This is a genomic window from Arthrospira sp. PCC 9901 (genome assembly GCF_059013425.1).
Genome location: NZ_CP102296.1, coordinates 2,419,894 through 2,432,863 on the forward strand (window position 1 = coordinate 2,419,894; position 12,970 = coordinate 2,432,863).

General features: G+C 42.2%; 13 protein-coding genes. 5 read left to right on the forward strand and 8 right to left on the reverse strand.

Annotated elements, in window-relative coordinates; all coding sequences use genetic code 11:
* Positions 1-1,511: 1,511 nt before the first annotated feature.
* From NLZ44_RS10580 to NLZ44_RS10590, 3 genes are all read left to right on the forward strand, one after another.
* Positions 1,512-2,582, forward strand: a complete 1,071-nt coding sequence (locus NLZ44_RS10580; protein ID WP_493752726.1) for an RNA-guided endonuclease InsQ/TnpB family protein — start codon at positions 1,512-1,514, stop codon at positions 2,580-2,582.
* 232 nt (positions 2,583-2,814) lie between these two features.
* Complete coding sequence (locus NLZ44_RS10585) at positions 2,815-3,114, forward strand: putative quinol monooxygenase (RefSeq protein ID WP_493752727.1); 300 nt, start codon at positions 2,815-2,817, stop codon at positions 3,112-3,114.
* Complete coding sequence (locus NLZ44_RS10590) at positions 3,111-4,529, forward strand: hypothetical protein (RefSeq protein ID WP_493752728.1); 1,419 nt, start codon at positions 3,111-3,113, stop codon at positions 4,527-4,529. The genes NLZ44_RS10585 and NLZ44_RS10590 overlap by 4 nt, the downstream gene beginning before the upstream one ends.
* 11 nt (positions 4,530-4,540) lie before the next feature.
* On the opposite strand, the gene NLZ44_RS10595 is transcribed toward NLZ44_RS10590, so the two are convergent.
* From NLZ44_RS10595 to NLZ44_RS10605, 3 genes are all read right to left on the reverse strand, one after another.
* Entirely contained in the window at positions 4,541-5,983 is a 1,443-nt protein-coding gene (locus NLZ44_RS10595; protein ID WP_493752729.1) for a sensor histidine kinase, read from the reverse strand.
* A 20-nt stretch (positions 5,984-6,003) separates the two neighbouring features.
* Entirely contained in the window at positions 6,004-6,681 is a 678-nt protein-coding gene (rppA, locus tag NLZ44_RS10600) for a two-component system response regulator RppA (protein ID WP_008057360.1), read from the reverse strand.
* A 132-nt stretch (positions 6,682-6,813) separates the two neighbouring features.
* Positions 6,814-7,203, reverse strand: a complete 390-nt coding sequence (locus tag NLZ44_RS10605) for a NirD/YgiW/YdeI family stress tolerance protein (RefSeq protein WP_006617600.1) — start codon at positions 7,201-7,203, stop codon at positions 6,814-6,816.
* Positions 7,204-7,344: 141 nt separating this feature from the next.
* Between NLZ44_RS10605 and NLZ44_RS10610 the strand changes: the two genes are divergently transcribed.
* Positions 7,345-8,208, forward strand: coding sequence for a nucleotidyltransferase (locus NLZ44_RS10610; RefSeq protein WP_315639119.1), 864 nt, complete (start codon positions 7,345-7,347; stop codon positions 8,206-8,208).
* 88 nt (positions 8,209-8,296) lie between these two features.
* Here the strand turns inward: NLZ44_RS10610 and NLZ44_RS10615 are convergent, their stop codons facing one another.
* The 5 genes from NLZ44_RS10615 to NLZ44_RS10635 all read right to left on the reverse strand — a co-directional run bounded on the left by NLZ44_RS10615 (position 8,297) and on the right by NLZ44_RS10635 (position 12,051).
* Entirely contained in the window at positions 8,297-9,460 is a 1,164-nt protein-coding gene (locus NLZ44_RS10615; RefSeq protein WP_493752730.1) for a cupin domain-containing protein, read from the reverse strand.
* Between the two features lie 97 nt (positions 9,461-9,557).
* The gene (locus tag NLZ44_RS10620; RefSeq protein ID WP_008057363.1) at positions 9,558-9,818 is read right to left on the reverse strand and encodes a hypothetical protein; all 261 of its coding nucleotides are present in this window, start codon (positions 9,816-9,818) and stop codon (positions 9,558-9,560) included.
* 105 nt (positions 9,819-9,923) lie between these two features.
* Positions 9,924-10,247, reverse strand: coding sequence for a hypothetical protein (locus NLZ44_RS10625; RefSeq protein ID WP_315657393.1), 324 nt, complete (start codon positions 10,245-10,247; stop codon positions 9,924-9,926).
* A 106-nt stretch (positions 10,248-10,353) separates the two neighbouring features.
* The gene (locus tag NLZ44_RS10630) at positions 10,354-11,661 is read right to left on the reverse strand and encodes a hypothetical protein (RefSeq protein WP_493752731.1); all 1,308 of its coding nucleotides are present in this window, start codon (positions 11,659-11,661) and stop codon (positions 10,354-10,356) included.
* An 84-nt stretch (positions 11,662-11,745) separates the two neighbouring features.
* Positions 11,746-12,051 (reverse strand): LapA family protein, encoded by a 306-nt coding sequence (locus NLZ44_RS10635; protein WP_228116483.1) that lies wholly within the window; start codon positions 12,049-12,051, stop codon positions 11,746-11,748.
* A gap of 70 nt (positions 12,052-12,121) precedes the next feature.
* Between NLZ44_RS10635 and NLZ44_RS10640 the strand changes: the two genes are divergently transcribed.
* Positions 12,122-12,883: a peptidoglycan-binding domain-containing protein gene (locus NLZ44_RS10640; protein ID WP_006621357.1), complete on the forward strand. Its 762-nt coding sequence runs from the start codon at positions 12,122-12,124 to the stop codon at positions 12,881-12,883.
* Positions 12,884-12,970 lie beyond the last annotated feature (87 nt).

The following is a 12,970-nucleotide window of genomic DNA, read 5'->3' on the forward strand; positions in this document are numbered from 1 at the left end:
GTTGCCTGGAAGTATTTCAGGCTATCAACTTGTTTAAGCTGTTCCCAGACTGAAGCATAAGCCCCAGTGCGGCCCGATGTCGCTAGGACTTGAGCAGATATCTACTCAGTATCCGTTTCTGTTGCTCAGGGTCAAACTAGCATCAGGTTTGACCCAGTTTACTGTTGGCGCTTGGCAAGTTCGGCGAAGCTGCTGTAGCTTAAAGCCATTGATGTCTTATGAGAAGTTCTCGCTATAAGGTTGTATCTGCTTGGCAGATCCTATAGGTTAGCTATCCCTACTCCAACAGTTATGCTGCAATTTGATCACGATTCTTGATTGTATGTGATATCTGTGCTTTCGTCAAGTCTATTTTTAACATTTATGATCTGGCTCTATGACGATCGCATTTTGGGGAATGATAGAAGGGGAGCCAGAATTTAATCCAAGATTTGCTTGACATCTTAGGACAATAAGGTACAATACCCCCAAAGATTCGCAACTCAATAATGAGTATACGGTCAAACCCCAGACCATGCCAAATTTCCTTGACGACATACTCATCAAGTCGGATTCATGGTAAAATCCAATCATGGTGCGAGACGTTTAGGAGTCAAATAAGGCTGCAATGCCTGAAATAACCTCCTAGTGGGACTTTCACCCCTTGGTGAAATATAAGGGACTCGTACCCTGACCATCCCATAACTGTTTATATGTCCCAACGTTTGGTATAGAAATATACAAAACAAGGCAGGGAACTCAAGGTCAAAACGCCCAACTGGAAATATTAATGATTCCTTAACAATTGCGTTGAGAGTAACGGCGATAGCCACCCCCAGTTTTGGGAATCATAACCCCAGGATTGAAGCGGGGAACGGAAGGCGTGAAGTAGAACCTACTACCAAATGCGACCACTGCCAACCATCCATGATTAGGGAAACCGAATGTCCGGCTTGAACCATCGTAATGATTTAGCAGCGAAACAGGTTGATACGCTGCGTTCAAAAGAGCAAGGGGAAAAGTAGGGTAATCATGACATCACCTACACAGACTTTTAAAAGTACCCCGGTGGAGAGGACAAATCTAAAGATGGAATGCCCGTATAAACGGAACGTTTAAACCCCTTTTAGGCTCTCAAGTGGCAGGATGTACCTGCGGAGTAGTGAAAGTGTAAGCGTATACCTTTAAGGGGAAAGGATGTGACTGAAAGCCAATGCCTAACTGTAATGGTTAGGATATGCCCACTAGTCACGGTGTGGATATAGAGACTGCGACAATTAGGAGTGTTTACGACGAAAGCGAGTTTAAACACTACGATGTTGTATTTAGCTCCAAAAGTTGAAATCACAAAAGCAGGGAGTCGTTACCCTGTTCCCGATGTCAAAAGGGGTATCCACATCAGGAGCCGTGTGATGTGAAAGTATCAAGCACGGTTTTGAATTGGAGTTGGGGAAGGCGACTTCCCTTTCGACCATAACCCTTACAAAGCTTTCCGAACCAAACTAAAACTCAATGACCGTCATCGCACCTTGATGGCCAAACACGCCGGTTATGCTCGGTTCGTGTTTAATTGGGGATTACACTTATGGAGGTCAGCTTATGAAGAGGGACTCAAGCCTAATATAAACTCCATTAAAAAGGTTTTTACGAATTATGTGAAACCTCAATATCCTTGGATGTCCGAATTGTCTTCTAAAGTTTATCAATATGCCTTCATTAATCTAGGGGATGCCTTTAAGCGCTTCTTCAAGGGAATAAGCAGTTATCCTAAATTTAAGAAGAAAGGCCACCATGATAGTTTTACGCTTGACAATTCTGGAAAGCCATTCAATCTGTCAGGAACTCGCCATAAGCTGCCTTTTGTGGGCTGGGTTTCTACATTTGAGGCTCTACCCGAAAGTTGGGTTAAGAAAGTCACCCTAACGCGCCAAGCAGGGGACTGGTATATGAGCTTTTTTGTAGAAATCACGCCAGAAATTACACCTAAATATCGAGAGAGAATCGGGGTTGACCTAGGAATTAACAATTTGGCGACTTGCTCCGATGGGACCCAATTCTCTAATCCCAAGCCGTATAAAGCAGCCACCCAAAAACTAGCTCGATTACAACGTCATTTAAGTCGCAAAGTCAAAGGCTCGAAAAATCGAGCCAAATGTCTCTTAAAAGTTCAAAAGCTACATCAAAGAGTAGCAAACATTCGGCGGGACACGATTCATAAAATAACTACTTTCTTGGCTAAGAACCACAGCCAAGTCGTCATTGAAGATTTGAATGTGTCAGGTATGCTGAAAAATCATGGTTTGGCGGGTTCTATCGCTGATGCTTCATTTTATGAGTTCCGTCGGCAACTAGGTTACAAGGCAGAACGTTATGGTTCAAAGTTGATTATTGCCGATAGATTTTATCCATCCAGTCAACTGTGTTCTAATTGCGGTTATCGTCAAAAAATGCCCCTAGTCCGTCGGACTTTTGAATGTCCAAACTGTGGCCTGAAGATTGATAGAGATTTGAACGCCAGTATAAATTTAGAAAAATCGCCTGGTTCCGACGATTACACTTGTGGATGGGGTGCTGCCGACAGTCCCGGACGAAGCAAGAAATAAACATCAATATCCGGCTATGTCCGGTTTTGTTTAAGTTTTATAGAGCAGGTGCGTATCCCGAAGCCTTTGGGGAAAACAGCCGACCTTCTGCTGGGGGGGGAGTGCTATTTAAGGTTCGCCGATCTTGGCGACGGGTGAGCGCTAACTATCACCCCTAGTACAAGCTATCTTAGAGACCAAAGCGGCTTTGTGGGTAGCTTTGGGTAAGTCTTAACTATAAGGAACGCTGGCCATGAGTCAATTAACAGTTGTCGCGAGAATCAAAGCTAAAGCCGGAGCAGAAGAGACAGTTCATCAGCAGTTACTGAAACTAATTCCGCTGACTTTAGCTGAAAGTGGATGTCTCAATTATGATTTACATCGGTCGATTGATGATCCGACTTTATTTTTGTTCTATGAGAATTGGGAAAGTCGTTTGTTGTGGGAACAACACATGGCGACGGAGCATATTAAAATATTCCGGGAAAATACAGAAGGTTTCATCGAAAAGCTGGATATTGATTTATGGACGCTTGAGGGTAATCTAGGATGAAGTCGTTTAAATCTGTTTTGGCTAGTTGTCTAATTCCAGCCATGGCTTTGCTGACGGGAAATGTGGCGATCGCTCAGACTGTGGAACCGGATCAGTTGACCATTGCTGGCGATCGCACCACCAAACAAGTCCGCCAGCTTTATATTAGAACCGATAGCGCCGTCAGAGATTTACAGGTGCTTCCGTTTGACCTGAATGGAACTAATGGGGTATCGGTGTTTCCTGGGGCAGCCATCGCCGCCGGAGAAATGCAGCCAATTCTGGGTAAGGCGAATGAGGTGATTGTACCCGTGGTGTTTAATTTACGCCAGGCTCCTGATAGTGGTGAATTTGTGGGAACTGTGCGGCTAAGTTACTCTGGGGGACAACTGGCGATTCCGGTGACGTTAAGGGTTAAGGACCATTGGTTTTTACCGCTGGTAATGCTGGTATTTGGGACAGGATTAGGAATTGTCATCTCTGCTTATCGCGACCAAGGACGACCGAGAGATCAGATTTTGATGCGGGTAGGACAGGTTTATGCTCAGATGGAGGAAGACCCAGATCTTGAGAAGGCTAAGGCGTTTAAGGGTCGCATCAATGCTTATTTAGTTGAAGTGAAGATGGAACTTCAGGGGGAACGCTGGGAAGAGGCGGCGCTGATTATTGATCGCGCTGAGGGAACTTGGCGACGTTGGGTGATGGGAAGGTCTGATTGGTTGGCGCAGTTTGAATATAGCGATCGCCTCAAGCAGAAGTTAGAGGATTATGATGCTACCACTACCTTTGTGCGGATGGTAAGCTGGGATTTGGATGATGCTCTGAACACTGCGCCAGAGTTGGAAGGTCCGCCTCAATTGCGCGAGAAGTTGGAGGCGATCGCCAAACAAATTAACAGTTATGCTCCTTTAAAAAAGGATATTGAGGAACTACAAAAACGCCTCCCCGTTGAAACTGATGATGACCAAAAGCCTCTGGCTGCAATTATTCGCCAACTCGATCGCCAGGTTGACCGTTTAACCCCCATGGAGTTACAAAAAGATGAAACTGTCGGTCGTCAGTTAGAACAGCTAAAGGTTCAGGTAGATGAACAAAGTCTCGATGAGTCGGATTTGGTTTCTAAAGGATTAGGATTTATGTCCGGTTTGTCTTTAGTGGCTCTCCCTCCGGCTACTCATTACAACGCTTCTTGGAGTGAACAAGCAGTGTCCGCAAATTTGCGGATTAGAGCCTTTGTTTGGACGAGTTATGCGTTGGCGGTGGTGCTATTAGCCGGAGCCGGTTTTACTGAGTTATATGTGGCAAATTCGACTTTTGGCGCTAACCCTTCTCGGGACTATTTTACTCTCATGGCTTGGGGTTTTGGGGCGGAAGCGACCAGGGATGCGATCGCTAAGGTGGTTCAGAGTTGGGGTTTACCCGGCTTGAAGTCTTAGGAGTTACTCAATTAGTGGATCCGGGGCAATTTTATCGTAAATTTAGTACCTTCATTTAGGGTACTAACTACGCTAATTTCGCCCCCATGAGCCTTGACAATTTGTTGGGCGATCGCTAATCCTAATCCCCAACCACCGGAGGCTTTAGAACGCTTTAAATCCGCTCGATAAAATCGCTCAAACACATGGGGCAATGCTTCAGCCGCAATGCCAATTCCAGAGTCTTCCACCTCGAATATAGCATATTTTTCCGAGTTGTGCAAGTTAATTTTAATAATTCCTCCGGGGGGAGTGTAGCGACTAGCGTTGCTGAGAAGGTTGGTGATCACTTGTTTTAATAAACTGCGATCGGCTAATACCCAAACGGGGGTTAATGGTAGGTTAGTTATTAATTCTAATGATTGACTTTTCAGGGGAGTTATCCACTCCGAGGCGATCGCCAATAGCAGTTGATTGACATTGACTTTTTGTATAGACTCAGGTGCTAGTAAGCCTTCATGTCTGGCGAGAAATAATAAATCACTGACCAAGGAACTCATCTGTTTAGTAGTTTTGACGATGTTTTCCAGTCTTCGATGTAATGATGGGGGGATTTCATCCACATCATCTAATTCTAGTAAAGCCACCTGAGCATTACTTAATACAGCCGCTAAAGGCGCTCTTAATTCATGGGAAGCATTAGCGGTAAATCTTTGCAGTTGGTCACAAACATTTTCCAAACGTTGATTGGTGATTTTCAATTTAATTTGTCTCTGGGATAATTCTTGTTCTAAGTTATAGAAAAGATGAATAGTCAACATAGTAGCGATCGCACTAATTACCCCAGAAAAACATAAGAAAATCCAGGTTAATTGTCGATATTCATCTCGATGATGGATGCGTTCAATTAGTAGCTTTTCTTCATTTTCGCCAAAGATATCAATAGCTTGACGTGCTTGATTCATCGTTTCTTGACCTTTAGCCAGCCAATCATATAAAGACTCGATGGGTACTAAAGTATCATTTTGTCCGCGAATCCTAATTAATTCTTGTTGGAGGATTATTTTTTTTTCAAAATTAGCGATATTTTCATCAATATAAAACCTGACATCTTCCAAGTATTCTGATTGTTCAGCATTGTCTTGTACCAAGTCTTGTAAAGTGTCTAAAACTCCAGGAATTATACTTTTAGCATGATGATAACGCTCTAAAAACTCATCTCGTTGAGTGAGTCCATATCCCCTCACCCCCGTTTCCGCATCAAGTAAAGCGTTTAAAAGTTGTTTAGTTTCTAATCTAACATTCTGGGTATGTTGTACCCAAGCCTCGTCTTCAATTATGTTAAATTTTAACCAAGCAAAGGCTAACAATACTATCAATAAACAACTCACGGGAATCGCAATAATTGCTGTGCCCCGCCATCTAATTGGTAGAGATAGCCAACGTTTTTGGAGTTTGGTAATTAGCTTAACCATAGATATATATTATTTAATCTTTAATCTGTCCGAGGTTCGAGACGATAACCCATACCATAAACCGTTTCAATCCAACTGTCAATTTCTATGGCTTTCAGGGTTTTACGCAGTCGTTTAACTCTCGCTACTACCGCATTGCTTTCCGGTTCTTCTCCCCATTCCCAGAGTGCTTGTTCTATTTGATTATGAGTGAGAACTTGGTGGGGGTGACGCATCATATATTCTAAGAGTTGAAAGTCGCGACTTTTCAGCTTTAAGCTATCATTCCCCCATGTTAAAATCATAGTATCGAGATTTAATGATAATCCTTTGACTGCTAATATATCCCCCACCCAAAGAGGCGATCGCCTTCTTAAAGCTCTAATTCTAGCTAACAATTCTTGTAGGTCTACTGGTTTAACTAAATAATCATCTGCGCCAGCGTCTAGTCCCATAACTTTATCAGCCGTCGTATCTTTAGCTGTCAGCATTAACACTGGTGATGTTTTCCCCATTTGGCGATAATTTTCACATAAAATAATACCATCTTCTCCCGGTAACATCCAATCTAAAATCAACAGATCATACTCGGTTTCATTCATTAACCACAAGGCGGTTGTGCCATCTTCTACCCCATCAACAATATGTCCATAACGAGTTAAAGCTGCATGAATTGGCTCCCGTTGTTCTGGATCATCTTCTACCAATAAAATCCGCATTTTTACCTATACCAAAATAGACCATATATAGTTATTATATTAATAGCTAAATTTTGGCAGCCATGTCAAGCCGTCCCCTCCCGGTGAGGGAGAGGACAGGAATTGACGGTAATTAATGCTTATGAACTGTTGTTATCGAGAGCTTTGGGAAGCAGAATTCCGTCTTCTGTAACCACCTGACCAAGGTGGGGGACCCTGTGGATCGCGAATAAAAATCACTTCGCCATTACTGCGAGTAATAGTGAAAGCATCAAAGTCATAGTCATCATATTTACCTGTGACTGTGACCTGTTCTCCGGGTTGTAAATTCAGTTGATGATGGCGCATGGGTCCAGCATCAACAATAATTTGTCCAGTTCCGTCGTCTAAGATAAAGTCATTACCTACAACACTGCGAATTGTACCAGATATAGTCACTCCTGAATGACGCTGTAAATTTTGAATAGAAACTTGTGCATTCGCGGCTGGAACCCCTATCGTTAATAGTGCGGAAGTTAGTAAGGCTGTAATAGTTGCTTTCATAAGATTTGATGGCCACTGCACTACCCTACATAGTAAACTGCAAATATGACCAAAAAATGACGGCGGCTAATTGGTGATCAGCATTACAGTTATGATTAACTTGGGTGATAATATTAACTATACCTACGGGATGATTGAACTATGGCTAAAATTGCTAAAATTGGCTCGGTTTTGGGAGTTGATGAACAAGGCTTTATTATTCGGAAAGCTAATATTGACAAAATTGTGGAACCTTGGCGATCGCTAGTTGATGAAATTGTCACAGCTTATCTTAATCATTGGTCTGACCAAGTTCATAGCATTTATATTCGCGGGTCTGTCGCTGTAGGACAAGCTATTCCCTTCATTTCTGATGTTGATAGTTTCGCCGTGGTTTCCGGGAATTATCAAGACTGCGATCGCCATTGGTTTGATGGTTTTAATCAGCACGTTAGACCAAAATATACCTTCTGTAAGGGAGTCGAATTGTCACCTATTTCAGGCGATCGCTTACGGGATTTTGATGATTATGGTTATGGGGGTTTGCGAATGCTAATTGTCACTCAAGCCGCCTGTGTTTACGGACAAGATATCTCCCCAGAATTGCCAAAGTTTAAGCCTGATATCGATGCGGTTAGTCATGCTTTTGATTTGTCCGAAGATATCCAGGAAGTCAGTTTTGACCTATTATATACAACCCCTCAAAAGCCACCTAATGAACAAACTGCTTATGTTCATAAACTCGGTCAGTGGATTATGAAAAGGATCCTCCGGTCTGGCTTAGAAATTGTCATGGAACGTCATCAATGTTATACCCGTGATTTATATCCTTGTTATCAGATTTTTTCCGAATATTATCCCGCACAACAAACACTCATGTATCAAGCCTTAAATTGGTCAATTAATCCCCTTGATTCACCCCAGGAAATTGTCGATTTTTTGGCAACTTTTGGTTCTTGGTTGGTCGCCGAAATTGATCACGTTTATCCTCCCCAAATTTCCGATGATTTCCTCTTGACAAACTAGCCGACTTGCTCTATTATATTATCATGGGAAAATGTGCCGGCATATATAATGGTTTTTCAACCCAAAAGCAGTGATTAATAAACGCCGTTTATGGATGGGAGATAACCAGCAAAATTCCAGCTTTAACCAAACGCGACAGTAGGGGAACAATTTCTGTATCCCAGTCAAAATCTTGTAACCATTGTTGTATGTCTAAGCCACTAAATTCTGTGGATGTAAAAATTTTCTCTAATATATGTTGGTCAAGTCCGGTCAGAGATATTTTCTTACCCCCAGTTTTAATTTCCAATTTACCCGTGGGAGTTAATTGCGTAATATAGACGGGTTGCTGAGGACGATAGAATTTAGTTTCCTGACCTTGGGGGAAGATATCATAGCCAATTTGACTGGGAAAGCCTAATTGTAAGTCGGGTTGTCCTTGTAAAAGTTGTTCATCTAAATAGCGATTAATTAAATCCTCTGACTCTAATATCTCTAGCCAGTTTTGGACTAGGTTTTGTAGATGTTGGCGACAGTTTTCTCGATGGGATTTATTTAATAAAGGTAAATTTTTGCGCCATTGTGGATGTTGTTGCAATTGACTGGTTAACCAATCACTAAAATCAATACCAGTTTGACAGTCAATTCCTAGGGTTAAATGCAAAGAAGGTTCATCAATTGCGATCGCATAATGCCAATGTCCACGGGGTATATAAAGCAGATCGCCAGGGTTAATAATTGCGTCTATATAGGGTTGAGTATCAGGGGGAGAAAACTGGGAAGATCGATTTTCACTCAGGGGATAAATAAAGGTATCTGAAAAAACTCGCCAGTGTTTTCTACCGGAAATTTGCAGGATGAAAACTTCGTGGGAGTCGTAATGACAAGCAAAGCCTTGATGTCCGGGAAATGAACAATAACTATTGACTTGGCTACGATGTCCGATTTCTATGCGTAATAAGGCTACCATTTTGGCGATCGCTTCTATTTTTTCATGAAGTCGATCTATAATGAGAGTAGCACCTTCCTGACATTGTTTAATTATCTGTTCATTGTTGGTAATTTCTGGCAAAGTTTCCCCAGTTTTAGCTAATCTGATTTCTGGGTGTTTTAAGGGATAATAGTTGAGTAAATTATTGAGTTTTTGCCAGGAAAACAAATCGGCAAATTTTTGATGATTATCACCCGGAATTAGCACAGCTTTTTCAGTCCAATATTTATCGAAAAATTCGCTAATTGGTAAAGGGTGTAATAATTCGGTTAAGGTCTGCATTGATAGATAGAAAACGAGATTTTACTAACCTTATGGGGGACGATTAATCCCCCTAAGTATAGCCGCCATTGACAACAGTTAAAGGCTGATAATTTAGTTAAGACCATCTGTGACGACGGTTACGGGAAGCACTACCCCTATCATTATCATAGTCATAATCGACATCATTATCCCGATCTGAATCAGCTAGTAAATTAGCATCCTCTCCAGGTAAGATATTCGGTAGGTCTTCAATGTCTATCTGAATCCGATTTACGAGGGTTGATGATGGGGGATTTATCGCAGCTTGACCAGCTTCAGCAAAACCGATAATAGCGGCAAAGGATAACAGGGTCGCAATTTTCCAGGAAGGTTTCATCGAAGCATCTCCTAAAGAGTTAAATTTGAGTATTGAGATGGTAATTTATGATTACCCTAAGTATAGCCTAAATTGACAAATTTATCAATGTTTATCAAGTGGTGACTATCTTTGACGACGACCAGCATTAGGACGGTTAACACGGCGGGGAGTTTGACCATTAAAACGACCAGCATTAGGACGACGAACTCGGCGGGAATTCCGACCTCGATCATTGTCATAATTAAAATCGCGATCGCTATTATTAAAACGATTTGCTAGTAAATTAGCATCCTCTCCAGGTAAGATATTCGGTAGGTCTTCAATGTCTATCTGAATCCGATTTACGAGGGTTGATGATGGGGGATTTATCGCAGCTTGACCAGCTTCAGCAAAACCGATAATAGTGGCAAAGGATAACAGGGTCGCAATTTTCCAGGAAGGTTTCATCGAAGTATCTCCTAAATTAATTAAATCAATGTTTTTTGTGTTCAATGCAAAACCGGGATTGGTTTATAGATGATAGTGGCTGAAACTATTAGTTAAAACGACGAGATCAACCGTGGTCATAGTCATAATCAGGCTGATCATAATTATAATCGCGATCGCCTACTGTTGGGGATGTCCTATTACCCGGATTTAAGGGAGGGTTAGGAATATTATTAATTGGCGCAAATCCGGGATTATTAATATCAGTAATTTCCATCTGAATACGATTGGATAATACCGGAGTTACGGGAGGAATAGAAGCCGGTGGAAAAGCCATCATTGGCTGTAATGGCACAACCGCCGAACCGTCCATACGGGTCAAACTGTAAGCATCAAAATCATAGTCATCAAAATTGCCAACAATGGTTAATATTTCTCCCGGAATTACACTTACCATTCCTTCCCCTTGAGGAATAGCATCTACTAAAATCGGTCCGATATCACTTTGGAAGAAAAAGCTATCCGGTTCAGCTTGGCTAATTACTGTACCTGAGAGAGTCAGAAATTCTGGAGTTACGGGAGGAATAGAAGCCGGTGGAAAAGCCATCATTGGCTGTAATGGTAGAACCGCCGAACCGTCCATACGGGTCAAACTGTAAGCATCAAAATCATAGTCATCAAAATTGCCAACAATGGTTAATATTTCTCCCGGAATTACACTTACCATTCCTTCCCCTTGAGGAATAGCATCTACTAAAATCGGTCCGATATCACTTTGGAAGAAAAAGCTATCCGGTTCAGTTTGGCTAATTACTGTACCTGAGAGAGTCAGAAATTCTGGATTTACGGGAGGAATAGAAGCCGGTGGAAAAGCCATCATTGGCTGTAATGGTAGAACCGCCGAACCGTCTATACGGGTCAAACTGTAAGCATCAAAATCATAGTCATCAAAATTGCCAACAATGGTTAATATTTCTCCCGGAATTACACTTACCATTCCTTCCCCTTGAGGAATAGCATCTACTAAAATCGGTCCGATATCACTTTGGAAGAAAAAGCTATCCGGTTCAGTTTGGCTAATTACTGTACCTGAGAGAGTAGTTAATCCGACACCTGTTAAAGGGTCTATATTAGGTGGTATAGTCATGGGGGGAATGTTAGATAAACCTAACACCGTAGACCCATCAGGACGGATAATATTGTTAGTGTCGATTTCGCGACCATTCCATTCTCCTACTTGGAGAGTGATGATTTCTCCAGGCATTAAACCAAGTTGCCATGCGGGGAGAGGGGAGACATCAACAATGACTTCTGAACCGTTGATAGGATAGAATAGAAAGTCATCGCCGTTATCAATTAGGCTACCGACAGTCCCAGAAACCATCGCACCAGGAATAAAGTTGTGATCAAGGGGGAATAACTCGCTAAAAGCCATCTCAGTTGTTTCTTTCTTGGGGGTTGAAATATACCTTATTAAAGAAAGATGACCTAAATATGACAATTGGGAAATTTGGAGAGTTTACCTTTGATGATAGATAAATATACCGATCGCACCAGCAATTAAGCCGATCGCCAAGCTGAAGGCCAAAACTACCCCTACAGGTATGTTAATTGACTCGAATATCATAAACTGTAGGGAAACCGGGGTGGCATTTTGGACCGATAATATAGCAACGGCGGCGATCGCCACTGCGAGAATGAGGTTGGTCGTGAAGGGAAATAGTGCTTTCATGGTAATTTGGGTAGCAGTATAGCAACAAAAAGGCAGAAATATTCCGGGGGCGGTCCGTGGAAGTTTGCAGAAGACTTCCAGGGTTTCAGTCACCCGATCGCGATCGCCTGTATTGCTGAGGGTTTAAACTGAATCATATTATACAAACCGTGAGGCTAGACCAATGGTAGATTGGCGCAACTATACGAACCGAGAACTACGTTTTGTTCTTTATGGCTTGGGCTATGGTGTCCCAGTCAATAATGATTCTCCCACAGATGCGATCGCTCAACAAGGCATTCGCGCCTTCCAACATGATCGCAATTTGGTTGTTGATGGAATTGTCGGAGACAAGACCCAAGCCGAGATGGCTGCCATTGTCAGCAGTCTGCATAATCATCTTAATATTGTAGTGCGGCCGAATCCTCCCTTACCCGGAAATCAGTTTTATGGTCCGAAAACTACCGCCGCCGTTAAGGATTTTCAGAAAAGGTATGATTTACCCATAACTGGGGTGGCTGATACCTATGTCCGCGATAAGTTAGAGGATACAGCCTATTGGTGGGAAAATCGACCCCAACCAGATCCAGTTAAGCCTATTTATTTACCTAAAGATTTTGCCGAGACAATTAAAGGCTTAGGATATGCTAATATTTCGTCATTTCAGCGAGATTATGATATACCTCAAACCGGGACAGCTAACCCAGAAACCCAGGAAATTTTAGCGAAAATTGTTCGGAATCTTCAGCACAACTTAAACTTAATCTTCCAACCTCGTCCTCTGATTCCTTACAGCGAGATTTATGATCATCGGACTGAGGAATATGTGGGTAAGTTTCAGCAGCAGTTAGGATTACCCATAACTAAAACTGCTGATTTGTCACTGCGTAAGCGTTTGGATCGTTGGGCGAGAAATAAGTGGCTGTTAGGATCAGTCAGTTATTAAATATCACCCGATCAGGTCATGCGATCGCAGGATGCCGCACTTCCGACCATATTAGATGATTAAATTAGCAAGAATCCATTATAACCT